The organism is Stenotrophomonas sp. IS26 (assembly GCF_054188265.1).
Genome location: NZ_JBSZJV010000003.1, coordinates 224,774 through 241,264, shown reverse-complemented (window position 1 = coordinate 241,264; position 16,491 = coordinate 224,774). Strand labels below are relative to the sequence as shown.

The 16,491-nt window shown below is 68.0% G+C and carries 17 protein-coding genes, 2 tRNA genes and 1 other RNA gene; 11 read left to right on the top strand and 9 right to left on the bottom strand.

The features are described from left to right. Positions 1-44: 44 nt before the first annotated feature. On the bottom strand, positions 45-749 hold the full coding sequence (locus ACW6W5_RS04785; RefSeq protein WP_121042995.1) for a PP2C family protein-serine/threonine phosphatase: 705 nt from the start codon (positions 747-749) through the stop codon (positions 45-47). A 165-nt stretch (positions 750-914) separates the two neighbouring features. Between ACW6W5_RS04785 and ACW6W5_RS04780 the strand changes: the two genes are divergently transcribed. Both ACW6W5_RS04780 and ACW6W5_RS04775 read left to right on the top strand, forming a co-directional pair. Then, positions 915-1,005, top strand: a tRNA-Ser gene (locus tag ACW6W5_RS04780). Between the two features lie 462 nt (positions 1,006-1,467). Next, on the top strand, positions 1,468-1,875 hold the full coding sequence (locus ACW6W5_RS04775) for a DUF6165 family protein (RefSeq protein ID WP_019185792.1): 408 nt from the start codon (positions 1,468-1,470) through the stop codon (positions 1,873-1,875). On the opposite strand, the gene ACW6W5_RS04770 is transcribed toward ACW6W5_RS04775, so the two are convergent. Further along, a complete protein-coding gene (locus ACW6W5_RS04770; RefSeq protein WP_458233619.1) occupies positions 1,854-2,909 on the bottom strand; it encodes a glycosyltransferase family 9 protein in 1,056 nt (351 codons plus the stop codon). The genes ACW6W5_RS04775 and ACW6W5_RS04770 overlap by 22 nt on opposite strands. Positions 2,910-2,930: 21 nt before the next feature. Here ACW6W5_RS04770 and ACW6W5_RS04765 point away from each other — a divergent pair, with 21 nt between their 5' ends. The 3 genes from ACW6W5_RS04765 to ACW6W5_RS04755 are packed head-to-tail and all read left to right on the top strand — an operon-like array spanning position 2,931 to position 4,818. Next, positions 2,931-3,680, top strand: a complete 750-nt coding sequence (locus ACW6W5_RS04765) for a 3-deoxy-D-manno-octulosonic acid kinase (RefSeq protein WP_458233618.1) — start codon at positions 2,931-2,933, stop codon at positions 3,678-3,680. Further along, a complete protein-coding gene (locus tag ACW6W5_RS04760) occupies positions 3,680-4,447 on the top strand; it encodes an MBL fold metallo-hydrolase (RefSeq protein ID WP_121043001.1) in 768 nt (255 codons plus the stop codon). Before ACW6W5_RS04765 ends, ACW6W5_RS04760 begins: the two co-directional genes overlap by 1 nt. 2 nt (positions 4,448-4,449) lie before the next feature. Beyond that, on the top strand, positions 4,450-4,818 hold the full coding sequence (locus ACW6W5_RS04755; protein WP_121043003.1) for a nuclear transport factor 2 family protein: 369 nt from the start codon (positions 4,450-4,452) through the stop codon (positions 4,816-4,818). Positions 4,819-4,863: 45 nt separating this feature from the next. On the opposite strand, the gene ffs is transcribed toward ACW6W5_RS04755, so the two are convergent. After that, positions 4,864-4,960, bottom strand: an RNA gene (ffs, locus tag ACW6W5_RS04750) — signal recognition particle sRNA small type. Positions 4,961-5,238: 278 nt separating this feature from the next. On the opposite strand from ffs, the gene ACW6W5_RS04745 reads away from it, so the two are divergent. Beyond that, positions 5,239-5,556 (top strand): DMT family transporter, encoded by a 318-nt coding sequence (locus ACW6W5_RS04745; protein ID WP_123728503.1) that lies wholly within the window; start codon positions 5,239-5,241, stop codon positions 5,554-5,556. Positions 5,557-5,646: 90 nt separating this feature from the next. Here ACW6W5_RS04745 and ACW6W5_RS04740 read toward each other — a convergent pair whose 3' ends face one another. Both ACW6W5_RS04740 and ACW6W5_RS04735 read right to left on the bottom strand, forming a co-directional pair. Next, a complete protein-coding gene (locus ACW6W5_RS04740; protein WP_121043007.1) occupies positions 5,647-6,099 on the bottom strand; it encodes a GNAT family N-acetyltransferase in 453 nt (150 codons plus the stop codon). 315 nt (positions 6,100-6,414) lie between these two features. Beyond that, positions 6,415-6,507: transfer RNA gene (locus ACW6W5_RS04735), tRNA-Ser, on the bottom strand. Positions 6,508-6,643: 136 nt separating this feature from the next. Here ACW6W5_RS04735 and dnaX point away from each other — a divergent pair. From dnaX to ACW6W5_RS04715, 4 genes are all read left to right on the top strand, one after another. Continuing rightward, positions 6,644-8,668, top strand: coding sequence for a DNA polymerase III subunit gamma/tau (dnaX, locus tag ACW6W5_RS04730; RefSeq protein ID WP_152154347.1), 2,025 nt, complete (start codon positions 6,644-6,646; stop codon positions 8,666-8,668). A 6-nt stretch (positions 8,669-8,674) separates the two neighbouring features. Next, a complete protein-coding gene (locus ACW6W5_RS04725; RefSeq protein ID WP_019185335.1) occupies positions 8,675-8,995 on the top strand; it encodes a YbaB/EbfC family nucleoid-associated protein in 321 nt (106 codons plus the stop codon). 99 nt (positions 8,996-9,094) lie between these two features. Continuing rightward, on the top strand, positions 9,095-9,694 hold the full coding sequence (recR, locus tag ACW6W5_RS04720) for a recombination mediator RecR (RefSeq protein ID WP_121043040.1): 600 nt from the start codon (positions 9,095-9,097) through the stop codon (positions 9,692-9,694). An 81-nt stretch (positions 9,695-9,775) separates the two neighbouring features. Continuing rightward, complete coding sequence (locus ACW6W5_RS04715) at positions 9,776-10,135, top strand: histidine triad nucleotide-binding protein (protein ID WP_152154349.1); 360 nt, start codon at positions 9,776-9,778, stop codon at positions 10,133-10,135. A gap of 56 nt (positions 10,136-10,191) precedes the next feature. Here the strand turns inward: ACW6W5_RS04715 and ACW6W5_RS04710 are convergent, their stop codons facing one another. From ACW6W5_RS04710 to ACW6W5_RS04695, 4 genes are read right to left on the bottom strand one after another with little or no spacing between them, the layout of a single operon-like run. Then, on the bottom strand, positions 10,192-10,716 hold the full coding sequence (locus ACW6W5_RS04710) for a Slp family lipoprotein (protein ID WP_019185338.1): 525 nt from the start codon (positions 10,714-10,716) through the stop codon (positions 10,192-10,194). Further along, positions 10,713-12,665 (bottom strand): transglutaminase TgpA family protein, encoded by a 1,953-nt coding sequence (locus ACW6W5_RS04705; RefSeq protein WP_152154352.1) that lies wholly within the window; start codon positions 12,663-12,665, stop codon positions 10,713-10,715. The genes ACW6W5_RS04710 and ACW6W5_RS04705 overlap by 4 nt, the downstream gene beginning before the upstream one ends. Then, complete coding sequence (locus tag ACW6W5_RS04700) at positions 12,658-13,614, bottom strand: DUF58 domain-containing protein (protein ID WP_152154354.1); 957 nt, start codon at positions 13,612-13,614, stop codon at positions 12,658-12,660. The genes ACW6W5_RS04705 and ACW6W5_RS04700 overlap by 8 nt, the downstream gene beginning before the upstream one ends. Before the next feature lies 1 nt (position 13,615). Then, positions 13,616-14,569, bottom strand: a complete 954-nt coding sequence (locus tag ACW6W5_RS04695; protein ID WP_121043048.1) for an AAA family ATPase — start codon at positions 14,567-14,569, stop codon at positions 13,616-13,618. 40 nt (positions 14,570-14,609) lie between these two features. Here ACW6W5_RS04695 and ACW6W5_RS04690 point away from each other — a divergent pair, with 40 nt between their 5' ends. Continuing rightward, positions 14,610-16,451: a glycosyltransferase family 39 protein gene (locus tag ACW6W5_RS04690; protein ID WP_152154356.1), complete on the top strand. Its 1,842-nt coding sequence runs from the start codon at positions 14,610-14,612 to the stop codon at positions 16,449-16,451. Positions 16,452-16,491 lie beyond the last annotated feature (40 nt).

Below are 16,491 nucleotides of genomic sequence, written 5' to 3'. Positions count from 1 at the left end.
GGCCCGCCCCCGGTAGATCCCGGCCGTTGGTCGGGATGCCTGCCTCAATGACACCGCACCAGGATCACGGTGATGTTGTCCGAACCGCCGCCATCCAGCGCGGCGGCGACCAGCGTATCCACGCATTCCTGCGCACTGGCATCATCGAAGGCGAGGGTACGGGCGATGCCCTTGTCCTCGACCTCTTCGGTCAGCCCGTCGCTGCACAGCAGCAACTGCATGCCCGGGCGCAGCTCACCGGTGGTGGTCGCCACATTCAGGTGCGCCGGATCGGTTACGCCCAGCGCCTGGGTCACTACATTGCGATGCGGATGCGCACGCGCCTGCTCGGCGGTCAGATTGCCCTGCGCGACCAGTTCCTGGACCACGCTGTGATCCTGGCTGAGCTGGGCCAGCGTGCCGTCGCGCCACAGGTACGCGCGGCTGTCGCCGACCCACGCCACCTCATACCGACTGCCCTGCACACGGGCCGCCACCACGGTGGTGCCCATCGGCAGGCTGTCGTTGCGGCGGCGCGAGGTGCGGATGATCTCCTCATCGGCGATGCGGATCGCATGCGCCAGCGTCGCCCCGCGGCGGATCTCGCGCACGATGGTCTCGCGCGCCAGCGCACTGGCCACCTCACCGCAGGCGTGCCCGCCCATGCCATCGGCGACCAGCCAAAGCGCCAGTTCGCCATCGCCGTAATACGTATCCTCATTGAGGTCACGGCGCAGGCCGGGGTGGGTCAGGTGTCCGAATTCGATCATGAAGGCGCGTGCCGGTGAGGATTGCGAGGGATAACGGCATGATCGCGGCCCGCCGGACATCCGGCAAGGCATCCATACAGAAGAAATTCACTTCTTTGCCCGCAATGACTTGTCGCCAGCGCGTCCTGCCCGTATCATTCGCGTCCCGGTTCGCCGGGACCATCTGGAGAGGTGGCAGAGCGGTTGAATGTACCTGACTCGAAATCAGGCAGGCGTTTATAGCGCCTCGGGGGTTCGAATCCCCCCCTCTCCGCCAGATACATGAAAAAGGCCGCCCATTGGGTGGCCTTTTTCATGTCCGAGATCGGGCGTCTTCCGACCGCTACGAAATGAGCGGCGCCCAATTGCGGGGGGACGAGAACCCCCGACGGGGGTTCGACGGATCTGCAGGAGCAGATCCGGACAGACGAACGTCTGGCCCTGGAGCGCGCAAGCGCGGAAGGGCGGGGTGCAGGGATGCACCCCGCAATCCCAATGAAGCGGCCACCCTGTTTCCGAAGCCCTCAGCGCCATCACCGACATTCCCGGGCGCGCGGCGACGCGGTCATCCCCAACGGCGTCTCCAGCTCTGGGAGGCGCGGCCCTGGAGCGCGCAGCGCGGAAGGGCTGGGTGCATGGATGCACCCAGCAGTCCCAATGAAGCGGCCGCACGCTTGCCCCACACCCCTCCAACATGCGCTCCGCTAAACTGCCCACCTCACGTATACGGATCCCCACCATGACCGCTGAAATCCTCGTCCCCGTGTCCTTCGGTGAACTGCTCGACAAGATCTCGATCCTGCAGATCAAGTCCGAGCGCATCAGCGACGAGGCCAAGCTGGCCAACATCCGCACCGAGCTGAGCGCGCTGGAAAAGACCTGGATGGCGCACCCGGCCGGGGTCAAGGACATCGCGCGTCTGCGTGCCGAGCTGAAGGCCGTCAACGAGCGCCTGTGGGACATCGAAGACAACATCCGCCTGCAGGACAAGGCCCAGGCCTTCGATGACCACTTCGTCGAACTGGCCCGCAGCGTCTACCAGCAGAACGATGAGCGTGCCCGCATCAAGAAGGACATCAACCTGGCGCTGGGCTCGCTCTACGTGGAAGAGAAGTCGTACAAGGATTACGCGCCGCGCGGGGCGTAATCGGCCACATAACGTTCGAAGGCGGCAATGCCGTCCTCGACCGTGATCAGCTGCATCACGTCGTCGAATTCGACCTTCGCACCCCATTTCAGTTCGCTGGCCGGCTTGCCCAGGAATCTGCGCGCGGCAGCGTCGTAGCGGTCCACGCAGTAGCGGCGGTCGGAGTAGGGGCCGCTGCGGTGCGGGTTGCTGGCCGCATGCAGGCCCAGCACCTTGGCGCCCATCGCGTTGGCGATATGCATCGGGCCCGAATCGGGCGTCATCACCAGCGCGGCGCGCGCCAACAGGGCGGGCAGCTGCTTCAGCGTGTCCTTGCCGACCAGATCCAGCGCCGGGGTGGTGAGCTGTGCCTGGATGGCATCGGCCATGCCGCGCTCCAGGTCGCTGCGCCCACCGCACAGCACCACCCGCCAGCCGCGTGAGGTGGCGTGGTTGGCCACGGCCGCATAGCGGTCGGCATACCAATTGCGGCGCACGTGGCTGGAGCAGGGCGAGATCATCAACACCGGGCGGCCATCGTCGGCCCATTGGGCATTGGCCCACTCGAACGCCGCCGGCGGCACGGCCAGGTCCCAGCTGACCTCGGTCTGTTTCAGGCCCAACGGCTCGCAGAAGCTGCCGATCGCGTCGAGTACGTGGATGCCCGGGCGGTCGGGAATGCGCTCATTGATGAAAAGCCCGTGAAGATCCTTGGAGCGCGATCTGTCGTAGCCGATGCGGCGTTTGGCGGGTACGAAGGCAGACAGCACATTGGCGCGGAAGGCGACCTGCATCTGCAGCAGCGCATCGAACCGCCCCGCGGGAAGGCTGTCGCGCAGGGCCCGCATGCCGGCCAGGCCGGTCTTCTTGTCGTAGCTGTGGAAGGTCACGCCGGGCAGCCCGTCGAGCAGCTTGTGGCCGGCCTTGTCGATGATCCAGTGCAGTGACACCCCGGGATCGGCCTGCTGCAGGGTGCGCACCAGCGGCACCACGTGGGTCACGTCCCCCAGCGCGGACAAACGCAAAAGACACAAGGAAGAGGACGTTGGTGCCATGGTGTTGTTAGACTCGAAGGAATGGTCGCATTCGACGCCACTGAAGCGCTGACGCCCTGCCGCGATGGACGCGGTATCGGCGCCATTCTGTTCGACCGCGAAGCCTTGCGGCAAGCCGAGATGAGCCTGTTCGCGCCGGCCCACTGGGGCGAGCGGGCACGACCGGTCGCCGATGGCGGACGCGGCGGCGCCTGGTTCGTCGATGCGCCCTTCGGTCATGCCGTGCTGCGCCAGTACCTGCGCGGCGGCCTGGCGGCCAAGCTCAGCCGGGACCACTACCTCTGGCGCGGCGCCAACCGCACCCGCAGTTTTGCCGAATTCCGGCTGATGCGCGCCCTGCACGCACAGAAGCTGCCGGTACCGCGCCCGATCGCCGCGTTCTACATGCGCGAAGGCCTGCGCTACAAAGCGGCGATCCTGATGGAGCGGCTGGAGGGCGTGCGCTCGCTGGCCGACCGCGCGCTGGTCGCCGGGCGCGGCGCGCCATGGGAAGAGACCGGCCGGCTGATCGCGCGCTTCCATCGCGCCGGGCTGGACCATGCCGATCTCAACGCCCACAACATTCTGTTCGACGCCAACGGCCACGGCTGGCTGATCGATTTCGATCGCGGCGTGCTGCGTATCCCGGCCACCCGCTGGCGCGAACGCAATCTCAAGCGGCTGCTGCGCTCGCTGATCAAGCTGCGCGGTGAACGCAGTCATGACGACGTCGAAAAGGACTACGCACGGCTGCGCCGCGCCTACGACCTGGCCTGGAACCGGGGTTACTGATGGACTGGGCATTGCGCTTCATGGGGGTCGGCAATGCGTCGGCCGTGCAGCTGGGTTCGCCGATGGCGGTGATCGAGCGCGACGGCCGCCCGTGGCTCACCATCGATTGCGGCGGGGAAGGGCTGACGGCCTTCCAGGCGCACTACGGGCATGTGCCGCAGGCCCTGTTCGTCACCCATGTGCACCTGGACCATGTCGCCGGTTTCGAACGCCTGTTCGTGGATGCCTATTTCTCGCCGCAGCGTCGTGGGCGCATCCGCGTGTACGTGCCGGCGACGGTCGTGCCGCTGCTGCACAAGCGCGTGGCCGATTATCCGAACGTGCTGGCCGAGGGCGGCGCCAACTTCTGGGATGCCTTCCAGCTGATCGTGGTCGGCGATGCATTCTGGCATGACGGCGTGCGCCTGGAAGTCTTCCCGGTCCGCCATCACTGGCCGGAAACCGCATATGGGCTGCGCCTGAAGGGCGCGGTCACCTGGAGCGGCGATACCCGCCCGATTCCGGAAATGTTGGCGCGCTATGCCGACGACAATGAACTGATCGCCCACGACTGCGGCCTGCACGGCAATCCCTCACACACCGGTGTGGATGACCTGGAGCGTGAGTACACGCCCGAGCTGCAGGCGCGGATGTTGCTGTACCACTACGCCAGCGAGAGCGACGGCGATGCGCTGCGCCAGCGTGGCCACCGCGTGGCCCTGCCCGGTGAACGTGTGGCGCTGGCCACCCCGACCGCCGTGCACGTGCTGGCCCAGGATCCGCCCTGAGCATGGATGACGCGCTGGCCGCCCATCTGCAGGCGCTCGAACGCGCGTTGCATGGGCCGGCGGTCCGCGGTGATGTCGCGCAGCTGGCGGCGCTGTTGGATGACGACTTCCGTGAGATAGGCAGCTCGGGCGCGTGTTTCGACCGTGCTGCTGCGCTGGCCGAGATTCCGCGCGAGCGCGCGCAGGTGGAGATCGTGTCCAGCGATTACGAGGTCGGCCTGCTGGCCCCGACGCTGGCGCAGGTGCGCTACCGCAGCTGGTATGTGATCGACGGGGTGCGCCAGCGCGAGGTGCTGCGCAGCTCGCTGTGGCGGCTGCACGGCGAGGCATGGCGGATGGTGTTCCACCAGGGCACGCCCGCAGCGCCTTGAGCGGCAGCATCGCGTGGGGAAAACCGGGAGCCCAAAAAGGTGGCGGCCCCGCCGGCTGACCTCGGCGCCCGCGTCGATCGATACCGTTGCTGCCTTCCGGCCCTGGCGGGATTTTCGACCTAGCGTCGCGAGGGGCCGACGGGGCCACCATAGAGACGTTCCGGCTGCAGGGCGATCAAGGATCAGCCGGCCGCAGGCGGAAGGTGCACCGCAGGAACAGGCCCGGCAGTGCAGTCGCGCATTCTAGCGCATGCGTGGCACGCAGTGCCAGACGCGGAGGCTGAATCCCGTGTAGCCCGTCGTGACACGGAGCGGCCAATGCGCGGGCGGGTTGCTAAAATGCGCTGCACAGGAGGAACGGCCTCCCCCATTTCGGGAATCACTGACCAGGACGGCCTGGCCCCCATCAAGGAGGGCCGCATGGCCTGGATCTATCTGTTGGCAGCCGGTGTACTGGAAATTGTCTGGGCGTTCTCGATGAAGCAGTCCGAGGGGTTCAGCAAGCTCACCCCCTCGATCATCACCCTCGTGACCATGATTGCCAGCTTCTGGCTGCTGTCGTTGGCAATGCGCACGTTGCCGTTGGGCACCGCGTACACGATCTGGACCGGCATCGGCGCGGTTGGCGCGTTCGTGATCGGCATTACCTTCCTCGGCGAGCAGGTCAGCGCGATGCGGATTGCCGCGGCGGTGTTGATCGTGAGCGGGTTGGTGTTGATGAAGTTGAGCAGCAGCTGAGGCGTTCAAAACGCACGCTGCGCGCTCGGGGGTAGGGCCACGCGATGCGCGGCTGACGTAACCCTGACGTACTCCAATCACTGGCGCCGCTCAACGTGGCGCCAGTTCGAGTGCCATCTCCACCGCATCCAGTCCGGGGCCGTGCCCATCGGGGGTGATGTGGGTGACGACGAAGCCGAGGCCGGCGTAGAACGCCTGCGTGTACTGGCTGGTGCTGAGCGTGACGCGCTGGGCGCCGAGCGTTCTTGCGTGAGCCAGGCGTGCGTGGGAGAGCTGCGTGCCCAGGCCCTGGCGATGCCGGGTGCGGTCGACCATGCCCCAGCAGAAGGCCGCGGTGTGTTCGTTGTCGAGGGCGAGGCCGCCGCAGGCGACAAGGTGGCCGTTGTGTTCGATGACCAGATAGTCGTGGGCGCGGTGTGGGTGGAGCAGGTAAGTGGCGAAGTCGTGGCGTTCGTGTGGGGCGAAGTAACGCGGCACGTTGGTGTCGAACAGTGCGAGGCAGGCGGGGGCGTCAGTTGGGGTGTAGGGGCGGAGGGTGGGCATGGGGGGACTTTGGCATGGGGTGGCTGCGCAAAGAGCAGCCGACCAGCGGTCGGCTCTACCGTTAGCGGTGGCGACGGTTTGCGTGGCGCTAGCGTTGGCGGCGCAGAGGCTTCGGATGCAGGGTGGCCGCTTCATTGGGATTGCTGGGTGCATCCATGCACCCAGCCCTTCCGCGCTGACGCGCTCCAGGGCCAGCCGTTCGGCTGTCCGGATTCGCTCCTGGCGAATCCGTCGAACCCGTTGGGGTTCTCGTCCCCCATGCTGTCCGTCGCACAAATAAAAAGGCCGCCCCTGAGGGCGGCCTTTTTATTTGTGTGGCGGAGAGAGGGGGATTCGAACCCCCGAAGCGCGGTTTAGACGCTTACACACTTTCCAGGCGTGCTCCTTCAACCGCTCGGACACCTCTCCGGACCTGCTGCGATAACCCGCTGCAGGGGCGCAGATTCTAGCGGGGGAATTGGATTCGCACAAGCGGTTCGTCACGAAGGGCAGGGGGGCTGGACAGGCGTGGCACAATGGTCGTCCCGATGAAGACGGTGGCCTGATGTCCTATCTCGTCCTTGCCCGCAAGTGGCGTCCTAAGCGTTTTGCCGAGCTGGTGGGCCAGGAACACGTGGTCCGTGCGCTCAGCAATGCGCTGGACAGCGGCCGGGTGCACCATGCGTTCCTGTTTACCGGCACCCGCGGGGTCGGCAAGACCACCATTGCCCGTATTTTCGCCAAGTCGCTGAACTGCGAGCAGGGCACCAGCGCCGATCCATGCGGTCAGTGTCCGGCCTGCCTGGATATCGACTCCGGCCGCTACATCGATCTGCTCGAGATCGATGCTGCGTCCAATACCGGTGTGGATGATGTCCGCGAGGTGATCGAGAACGCCCAGTACATGCCCTCCCGCGGCAAGTACAAGGTCTACCTGATCGACGAAGTGCACATGCTGTCCAAGGCGGCGTTCAATGCGCTGCTCAAAACGCTGGAAGAGCCGCCGGAGCACGTGAAGTTCCTGCTGGCCACCACCGATCCGCAGAAGCTGCCGGTGACGGTGCTTTCGCGCTGCCTGCAGTTCAACCTGAAGCGGTTGGACGAGGACCAGATCCAGGGCCAGATGACCAAGATCCTGGCGGCCGAGGAAATCGAGTCCGACCCGACCGCGATCGTGCAGTTGGCCAAGGCCGCCGATGGCAGCCTGCGTGACGGCCTGTCGCTGCTGGATCAGGCGATCGCCTATGCCGGCGGTGCGCTGCGCGAGGATGTGGTGCGCGCGATGCTGGGCACGGTGGACCGCACCCAGGTCGCCGCGATGCTGGATGCGCTGGCCGATGGTGATGGCCCGCGCCTGCTGCAGACCGTGGCCCTGCTGGCCGAGTTCTCGCCGGACTGGAGCGGGGTGCTCGATGCCCTGGCCGAGGCCCTGCACCGGATCCAGGTGCAGCAGCTGGTGCCGGGCGCCGCGACGGCGGGCGAGGGGATCGATGCCGAGGCCTTCGCCCAGCGCCTGCGCCCGGAAGTGGTCCAGCTCTGGTATCAGATGGCCCTGGGCGGCCGTCGTGACCTGCACCTGGCCCCGAGCCCGCGCGCCGGGTTCGAGATGGCCGTACTGCGCATGCTGGCCTTCCGTCCCGCCGCCGCGGTACCGCCCGTGCCCCGCGATCCGGGCACCGGGACCGGCGTGAACAGTGGTGGCCAGGCCAGCGGCCACGGCACCGGCATGGCCGCTGCGGCAGCGAGCGCGGCGTCTGCTTCGGTCGTGGCGCCGGTCAAGGCGAGCGCCCCCGTCGCTCAGCCGGCCCCGCTGGAGCCAGTGGTTGCTCCTGTCTCCGCGGCACCTGAGCCCGCACCGCCGGCACCGAAGCAACCTTCCCCGGCCCCGAACCCGGCCCCGGCCCCGGCAGCCGCCGAGCCGGTGAAACCGGCCAAGCCCAGCGTCACAGCGCCCGCTGCCGACGACGATCTGCCGCCGTGGCACCACGAGAGCGATGCCGCCGATCGCGACGAAGCGCTGGCTGCTGAAATGGCCACCCCGGATGCGGCCATGGTCGCCCCGTGGGAAGCGCCGGCCGAGCGGACCGTGGCACCTGCTGCGCCCGCGCCTGTACGTGATGCCCCCGCCCCGGTGGCCCGCCCGCAGGGCATCGCCATCGCCCCATCTGCTCCGGACACCGCGCCCGTCGGCGAAAGCGGTGACCTGACCGCCGATGCCTGGCTGGAACTGGTGGCCGGCAGCCAGCTCAATGGCCCGTCCAAACAGCTGGCTGCGCACTCGGCGTTCATCAGCTACCAGCACGGCGTCTTGAAACTGGCGATTTCGCCCGGATTTGAGTACTTGAGTTCGGACCGCTCGCAGGCGGCGCTGATCGCGGCGTTGACCGGCCCCTTGGGGCAGGCCCCGCGCCTGGTGATCGATACCGGTGCAGCCGGTGCCGAGACCCTGCATCAGCGCGCTGACCGCCAGCGTGGCGAACGCCAGACGGCGGCGGAAGCCGCTTTCATGGCCGACCCTTCGGTGCAGTTGCTGGTGCAGCAACACGGTGCCCGGGTCGTCGCCGATTCCATTCGTCCTTTTGAAGAGTAAAGACCCATGCGCGGCAATATCGCCCAACTGATGCAGCAGGCCCAGAAGATGCAGGAAAACCTGCAGAAGGCCCAGGAAGACCTCGCCAAGCTGGAAGTCACCGGCAGCGCCGGCGGCGGCATGGTCAGCGTGACCCTGACCGGCACCAAGGAATGCCGCAAGGTGCGCATCGATCCGTCGGTGCTGTCCGATGCGGAAATGACCGAAGATCTGGTGGCCGCCGCGTTCAACGATGCCTCCAACAAGATCGACGCCGAGTCGAAGAACCGCATGGGTTCGGCGACCGCCGGCATGCAGCTGCCCCCGGGCATGAAGCTGCCGTTCTGACCCACCGCCTGCGCCGGGTGTCTGCCTGGCGCGACCGTGTTGACCGCGCCGCGAAGCCTCCGGGCTTCGCGCGCTTGTTTCTGAGATGAGCGATCCGCCATGAGCCTGCCCCTGCTCGAACAATTGATCGAGGCCTTCCGCGTGTTGCCGGGCGTGGGCCAGAAGACCGCCCAGCGCATGGCCTACCACGTGCTGGAGCGCGAGCGCGAGGGCGGCCAGAAGCTGGCCGAGGTGCTGGCCAAGGCGATCGAGCGGATCGGGCATTGCGAGCAGTGCCGGGATTTCAGCGAGACCGATATCTGTGCGGTCTGCGCCAACGGCAGCCGCGAGCGCCAGCAGCTGTGTGCGGTGGAATCACCGGCCGATCGCCTGGCGATCGAAACGGCCACCGGTTACCGCGGGGTGTACTTCGTGCTGCAGGGGCGGCTGTCGCCGCTGGATGGCATTGGCCCGCGCGAGCTGGGCCTGGATCAGCTGGAGGCGCGGCTGAAGCAGGGCGAGGTCAACGAGTTGATCATCGCCACCAGCGCCACCGTGGAAGGCGAAGCGACCGCGCATTACCTGGCGCAGATGGCGCGCAGCTGCAAGGTGCGGCCCAGCCGCCTCGCGCAGGGTCTGCCGCTGGGTGGCGAACTGGAATACGTGGATCGCGGCACGCTGTCGCACGCCTTCGGCACGCGTACCGAAGTGCAGGAATGACGCGGCGCACCGCGCGGCAATGATCGAAACCGGGTGCGCATCCGCGCTACTCTCCAAGGCCCTGTTCCACGAGGTGCCCTCATGAGTCACGACACCCTGTTCGGCAAGATCATCCGCCGCGAAATTCCGGCCACCATCGTCTACGAAGACGAGGAGGTGCTCGGCTTCAAGGACATCGCCCCACAGGCGCCGGTGCACGTGTTGTTCATTCCCAAGCACGAGGCGATCCCGACCCTGGATGACGTGCGCCCGGAGCAGGCACACCTGATCGGCAAGCTGGCCATGGCCGCCGCGGAGTACGCGCGCCGCGAAGGTTTCGCGCAGGATGGCTACCGGATCGTCATGAACTGCCGTGAGCACGCCGGGCAGACGGTGTTCCATATCCACCTGCACCTGCTGGCCGGCGCGCAGTTGGGTCACTTCGGAACGCCCAACGGCTGAGCCGGCCAGGCACAGACAAAAACGCCGCCCGAGGGCGGCGTTTCTGCGTCAGCGTGTTACCACCAGCCCCAGCCGCGGTAGCCCCAACCCGGACCCCAGCCCGGGCCCCACGGGCCGTACGGGTAGGCGGGCACCACATCCACCTGGCGCTGTTCCGGCCACAGGTAGATGACGTCGGCATCCAGCTTCGGCAGGCGATAGTCGTACTCGCCGATCCGGGTGTTCTCGTAGCCGCCGATCTTGCCGATGAAGGTCACATCGCGGCCCGGCTCGAACACCGCTGGATCATAGAAGCCGGCGCGGCAGGCGATGAAGCGGCCGTCACTGGCGTCGGCCGAGGTGGTGCTCGGGCGGCCACTGCCGTTGAGCGGGCGCGAAATCATCTGGAAGCAGGTCTGGCCCTGGCCCGGATTGGTTTCGATGATGCGGCCACCCCAGCGCACCGGGGTGCCCACCTGCTGGGTGGGAACCGCGTCGCGCGGGCTGACCATACTGAACTGCCCCTGCAACGGCTTGGGCGCGGTGGCGCAGGCAGCCAATGCCAGAGAGGCAGCAAGGGGAAGCAGGATTTGAATCTTCATGGGGATGCTCCGGAGGTCGGGCGATGCCTGCGCAGGTCGCGCAATAATGAAGTGAGGTCGACGTCAGCGCCAGCGTAGCGCGCCTGGACGAAACGCGCGCTGAGCGACAGCAGCGCAGGATCGGGTCGCTGCCGGTCTACCCGGCGTGCCCACTCGCCAGCCGGTTCGGCGCTGGCGCGGGACAGTCCATAGCGCGCGTACCGGCGTCCCAGCACGTGCCACGCGCGCAGCAGCGGGTCGCGCTCGCGTTCGCCCCGGGCCAGCAGCCATGCCATCCAGCCTAGCGCGGCCAGTGCGAAGACGATGAAAATTCCCACCAGCTGGCTCGGGTCCAGCCGCTCGAAACCAAACGGTTCAAGAAGCTGCTGCTGACGGTTGGCATCGAAGGACAGGACCAGGTCGTTCCAGCCCCGGCGCAGCCAGTCGCCCATCTGCCCGATCTGCAGCCATCGGCTGTCCAGCGTGGCGCCGGCGGCGCCGGCCCCCAGCCGGTCCTCAAGCGTGTCGTAAACGCGCTCCGGCGCAACGGCGGCGGTCGGATCGACCCGCACCCAGCCACGCCCCGGCAGCCACACTTCGGCCCAGGCATGTGCATCCATCCGGCGCAGCACCCAGTAGTCGCCATACGGGTTGCGGATGCCGCCCGCGAAGCCGGTCACCACCCGCGCCGGGATGCCTGCATTGCGCATCAATACGACGAACGAGGAGCTGAAGTGCTGGCAGAAGCCGGCCTGCTGATCGAACAGGAATTCGTCCGCGCCATCGCGACCGGGCTCGGGCGTATCCAGGGTGTAGACGAAACGCGCCCGCACCCAGTCGAGCGCGCGCTGCACGATCACCGCATCATTGCTGCCCGCGTCCTGTCGCCACTGCCGGGCCAGGGCTGCCGTGCGCGGATTCAAGCCGTCGGGCAACTGCAGCGCAAGGCGCCGCTCGTAAGGCGTCAGCGCGTCGGTATAGGCCACCGCCGGTGCCGAGGTCAGCCGCCAACGGGTCAGCGCGTTCAGTGCCGCATGGCTGCGCAGGCTGTGGTTGGCATCCAGGTCACTGCCGGGCGGTGCCTGCAGCGGCAGATCCAGCGCGACCAGCTGGCGGCGATCGGTTGGCTCGTAATCGATCTGGTAGTCCCACTGCGTGCTGGCGTGGGTCACCGCGGCCGGCGCACGCGCGATCTGCCGCCGGTCCTGCTCCCAGCGCTTGCCATCGAAATGGGTCAGTACCGGCCCGCGCCAATAACGTTGCTGCGGCGCCGGGATCGCGCCGAAGAACTGCACGCGAAGCGCCGGGGTGTCATCGGCCATCAGGTCCAGCCACTCCCCGGGCTCCATCGTGTCGGACAGGCCGGGCTTGCCCACCGCGCGGTCCGGGATGCCCCAGAGCGGTTCGCTCAAGCGCGGGAACAGCCAGAAACCGGCCAAGGCCAGCGGCAGGCCGAGCAGGACCAGCCGGCCGATGCCGCGCAACTGGCGTTTGAGGGGCGCTGGCGGTGCCTGTCCCTCCAGGTGTGCCAGGCGTTGCAGGGCGAGCAGGGCGACCAGGCCGGCCAGCACGGCCAGCGTCATCGTCAACGGGCCTTGGTCCAGCAGGAACGCGGCGAACGGGCCGAACAGCCCGAAGCCGACCAGGCTGCGGCCATCGCGCAGGCTGCGCAGCTCGCTGGATTTCAGGGCGAGCATTGCGGCCAGCAGCGCGCAGCCGGTGTCGCGGCCAGGCCGTGGACCCATCTGCCAATAAATGGCGGCCAGCATGGCCAGCACCAGCAACAGGCGCAGGGCGCCCGGCAGCAGCCGCTGCCGCGAGGCCAGCGCGGTCAGCAGTGCGACACCGGCGATGACGGCGGCCAGCACGGTGGGCAGCTGCAGCAGCAGCGGCAACAGGCCCAGCGCCGCGCTGGCCAGCGTCCAGTAGCGCGCGCCGGGACTGAGCAGGGACACGGGCCGGTCAGTCATGGGGCAACAGCGCCAGCGCGCGCTGGCACAGATGGTGATGGGCACTGCCGTTGCCGGGCCCGAGCACCGGTTGGCCCGGCAGCTTGAGCTTGTAGCGGCGGCCTTCGCGCTCGGCCAGGTCGATCCAGCGCGCCATGCGTGCGATCCGTGCTTCGGTGCCCAGCGGTGCCAGGTGCCACCAGTCCAGCACGATCTCCACCCCGACCGGCTTTTCGTACTCGCGCACCAACAGGGTGTCGCGTCGCGCGGAGTGTTTCCACGCGATGCTGCGCATCGGGTCGCCAGCGCGATACGGGCGCAGCTGATGCAGCTCGTCGCCACTGGCATGCACGCGGGTATGCAGGGGGTCGCCGCCGCTTTCCGGCAGGGCGGGTGCGTGCGTTTCCGGTGCGGCATAGACCAGCAACGGCGTTTCCGGCCAGACCCACGACCACGCGCGCACCAGACCGAGCGGTTGCGTGGTGGCGATGCGGATGCGGGCCAGGTCGAACCAGCCGCGCCGGTGCGTGGGCAGCTCGAGATCCACTTCGATCTGGTCGCTGTCGATCAGGTGCCCGAACGCGGCCACGCCCTCGTGCTCCACCTGCAGGCCGCGCCGGGCACGGGTATCGGCGCGCGACAGGCTGATGCGCAGCCGCAACGGCGCGCCCGCGGTGACCGGCTCGGCGGAGACCGCATCCACCTGCAACCCGGACAGCTGCAGGTGCGCGCTGATCGCACTGGCGATGCTGACCGTCGCCAGCAACAGGGCCAGCAGCAGCGCAGGATTGTTGTTGTAGTTCAGCGCGCCGAGCAGCATCGCCGACAGCAGCGCGGCGACGAACAGCCCGAACCGCGTCGGCAGCACATAGATGCGGCGCCGGTCGAACCGGCACGGCAGGTGCTCTGGGCGGCGCGGTCGCGCCAGATGTTGCAGTTGCTGCCAGCGGGCTCCCCAGCCGCGGCGCATCTCAGTCGACCTGCACGGTCTGGAGGATGGCGCGGGCCAGTGCCGGCCCGTTGCCGGCTTCGGCCTCGGGCACCAGGCGATGCCCGGCCACTGCCACGAACAGGGTCTGCACGTCTTCGGGCACCACATGCGCGCGGCCGAGCAGCAGCGCATGCGCCCTGGCGGCGCGCAGCAATGCCAGGCCGGCACGCGGCGACAGGCCCACGCGCACCCCGGCGTGCTGGCGGCTGCGGGCGAGCAGGGCCTGCACATACGTGATCAACGCCTCGCTGGCATGCACCTGGCCCACCGCCTCGCGCAGCGTGCGTACGTCCACCTCGCTCAGGCGCGCGGTGGCCTGCGCGATCAGATGGCGGCGATCGGTGCCGCGCAGCAGCTCGCGTTCCGATTCCGGATTGGGGTAGCCCAGGGCCAACCGGAGCAGGAAGCGATCCAGCTGCGAGTCCGGCAACGGGAACGTACCGGAGAGGTCGACCGGGTTCTGGGTGGCGATGACGAAGAAGGGATCCGGCAGCGGATGGGTCACGCCATCCAGGGTGACCTGCTGCTCGGCCATCGCTTCCAGAAGCGCACTCTGGGTACGCGGCGGCGCGCGGTTGATCTCGTCGGCCAGCAACACATGCGTGAAGACCGGGCCGGGGTGGAACTGGAACTGGCGGCTGCCGGCGTCATACACCGAGACGCCAAGCACATCGGCCGGCAGCAGATCGGAGGTGAACTGCACCCGCTGGAAGCCCAGCCCGAGGCTGCAGGCCATGGCGTGGGCGAGGGTGGTCTTGCCCAGCCCGGGCAGGTCCTCGATCAGCAGATGGCCGCCGGAGAGCAGCGCCACGAACGCCAGCCGCACCTCCTGTGCCTTGCCCAGCACCAGCCCGTTGACCTGATCCTGGGCGGCGCGAAGGGACTGACGCAGTACATCGGTTAGCATGGCTGGCACGGGGGGCGAATGATCCATGTCCGTCTCGATTCGATGATTCCACTGATTCTATAGAGCAATGCAGGGCGAACAACGCGCACGCACCATATTCCTGTTGTTGTGGACGCTGGTCACCGCCGTCAAGCTGGTGGTGGCCGCACGTCTGCCCTTGTTCGTGGACGAAGCTTTTTACTGGCAGGAAGGCCAGCACCTGGCGGCGGCCTATTCGGACCTGCCGGGCCTGACCGCCTGGCTGGCACGCCTGGGCGTGGAAGTGGGCGGCAATCATGTGCTCGCGCTGCGCCTGCCGTTCCTGGCGATCGGAGCGTGGCTGCCATGGCTGGTGTCACGCATCGCCACGCGCTGGTTCGGTGCGGTGGCCGGTTGGCAGGCCGGCAGTCTCACGTTGCTGATGCCGCTGTCGGCCACGCTGGGCATGCTGGCCGTGCCCGATGTGCCGATGGCGCTGGCTGCGGTGCTGTGCCTGGATGCCGGCGCGCGCCTGCTGCGCAGTGTCGATGCCGCGGCGGCAGTAAAACTGGCCGCCGGCCTGGCGATCGGCGCACTCAGCCATTACCGCTTCATCGGCGTGATCGTGGTCGGCTTCATCGCGCTGCTGGTGCTGCCGCAGGGCCGGCGCATGCTGCGCGATCCGCGCGTCTGGGTGGCCCTGGCGGTGGGTGTGCTGGCGTGGCTGCCGCTGCTGTCGTGGAATGCCGACAACCATGATGCGGGCCTGAAATTCCAGGTGATCGAGCGCCACCCGTGGGCGTTCGAATGGAGCGGGCTGTGGTTCCTGGTGATCCAGCCGATGCTGGTCACCCCGATCCTGTGCATCGCGATGTGGAAGGTGGCCCTGGCGGGCACCCGCTCCGGTGGCGGCGCACGCGCGCAATGGCGTTACTTCGGCCTGATCGGCGCGGTGTCGACGCTGTCCATCTTCGGCCTGGGCTTCTTCACCGATGTGGAGCGCATCAGTTTCCACTGGCCGCTGCCGGGTTATCTGGCGCTGCTGATCGCCGTGCCGGTGGTGCTCAACGGCTGGCCGCGCTGGTTGCGCCGTACCGGCTGGTGGTTGGCCGGCGCCGGGCTCGCGCTGGCCTTCGGCTATTACCTGACGGCGTCCATCCCGAGCGTGCGCGAGCAGTTGGCCGGCTACAAGTATTACCCACGCAACTTTGCCGGCTGGGAACCGTTGGCAGGCGCCGTGCGCGACGAGCTGAAAAGCATGCCGCCCGGCACGCGCGTGCTGGCCGGCAACTTCAAGGTGGGGGCGGAGCTGGGCTTCCAGTTGCGCGATCCCTCGATCGAGGTGCTGCGCCACCCGCTGAACGACAAGCACGGCCGCAGTGCGCAGCTGGGGCTGTGGGGGCTGCTGCACGATGGCCAGCGCGACGCGCCGATGCTGCTGGTGCTGTCGCCCAGCGATCAGCGCTATCGCGATCTGCTGGCGCGCTACCACGCGGTCTGCGAACAGGTCGGCCCGCTGCCGCCACCGCGTGTGGTCAGCAACGATCATGGCTTCCAGCGCTTCCTGCTGTTCAAGCTGCCGGCCGAACGCGTGGAGGGGCCGTGCGTCACGCCGGCGATGGCCTGGCTGGATGCGCCACAGCCCGGTGCCGCGGTGGGGAGCCCCCTCGAGGTGCGTGGCTGGGCCTTCAAGGATGGCGTGGGCATCGCGCGTGTCGAGCTGCTGGTCGATGGCAGGCCGGTGGGCGATGCGGTCTACGGGCGGCCCTACGACATCACCGGCGCGTGGAAGATCTCCACCGATCCGCAGCACCCGAATGTGGCCTTCGATGCCACGCTGAAGACCGACCACCTCGCGCCCGGCCGTCATTGGCTCGGCATGACGCTGCACGGCAAGGACGGCAGCGTGGAGCAGTGGCAGGAACAGGCCTTTACCGTCCCCGCGCGCTGAACGTGCGTGCTCTTCCATGGATGACACCGTCATGCGCGAT

What these genes read in the sequence shown, in the direction of transcription:
- ACW6W5_RS04785 (WP_121042995.1), bottom strand. Translation starts at nt 749, where the DNA reads ATGATCGAATTCGGACACCTGACCCACCCCGGCCTGCGCCGTGACCTC.
- ACW6W5_RS04775 (WP_019185792.1), top strand. Translation starts at nt 1,468, where the DNA reads ATGACCGCTGAAATCCTCGTCCCCGTGTCCTTCGGTGAACTGCTCGAC.
- ACW6W5_RS04770 (WP_458233619.1), bottom strand. Translation starts at nt 2,909, where the DNA reads ATGGCACCAACGTCCTCTTCCTTGTGTCTTTTGCGTTTGTCCGCGCTG.
- ACW6W5_RS04765 (WP_458233618.1), top strand. Translation starts at nt 2,931, where the DNA reads ATGGTCGCATTCGACGCCACTGAAGCGCTGACGCCCTGCCGCGATGGA.
- ACW6W5_RS04760 (WP_121043001.1), top strand. Translation starts at nt 3,680, where the DNA reads ATGGACTGGGCATTGCGCTTCATGGGGGTCGGCAATGCGTCGGCCGTG.
- ACW6W5_RS04755 (WP_121043003.1), top strand. Translation starts at nt 4,450, where the DNA reads ATGGATGACGCGCTGGCCGCCCATCTGCAGGCGCTCGAACGCGCGTTG.
- ACW6W5_RS04745 (WP_123728503.1), top strand. Translation starts at nt 5,239, where the DNA reads ATGGCCTGGATCTATCTGTTGGCAGCCGGTGTACTGGAAATTGTCTGG.
- ACW6W5_RS04740 (WP_121043007.1), bottom strand. Translation starts at nt 6,099, where the DNA reads ATGCCCACCCTCCGCCCCTACACCCCAACTGACGCCCCCGCCTGCCTC.
- dnaX (WP_152154347.1), top strand. Translation starts at nt 6,644, where the DNA reads ATGTCCTATCTCGTCCTTGCCCGCAAGTGGCGTCCTAAGCGTTTTGCC.
- ACW6W5_RS04725 (WP_019185335.1), top strand. Translation starts at nt 8,675, where the DNA reads ATGCGCGGCAATATCGCCCAACTGATGCAGCAGGCCCAGAAGATGCAG.
- recR (WP_121043040.1), top strand. Translation starts at nt 9,095, where the DNA reads ATGAGCCTGCCCCTGCTCGAACAATTGATCGAGGCCTTCCGCGTGTTG.
- ACW6W5_RS04715 (WP_152154349.1), top strand. Translation starts at nt 9,776, where the DNA reads ATGAGTCACGACACCCTGTTCGGCAAGATCATCCGCCGCGAAATTCCG.
- ACW6W5_RS04710 (WP_019185338.1), bottom strand. Translation starts at nt 10,716, where the DNA reads ATGAAGATTCAAATCCTGCTTCCCCTTGCTGCCTCTCTGGCATTGGCT.
- ACW6W5_RS04705 (WP_152154352.1), bottom strand. Translation starts at nt 12,665, where the DNA reads ATGACTGACCGGCCCGTGTCCCTGCTCAGTCCCGGCGCGCGCTACTGG.
- ACW6W5_RS04700 (WP_152154354.1), bottom strand. Translation starts at nt 13,614, where the DNA reads ATGCGCCGCGGCTGGGGAGCCCGCTGGCAGCAACTGCAACATCTGGCG.
- ACW6W5_RS04695 (WP_121043048.1), bottom strand. Translation starts at nt 14,569, where the DNA reads ATGGATCATTCGCCCCCCGTGCCAGCCATGCTAACCGATGTACTGCGT.
- ACW6W5_RS04690 (WP_152154356.1), top strand. Translation starts at nt 14,610, where the DNA reads ATGCAGGGCGAACAACGCGCACGCACCATATTCCTGTTGTTGTGGACG.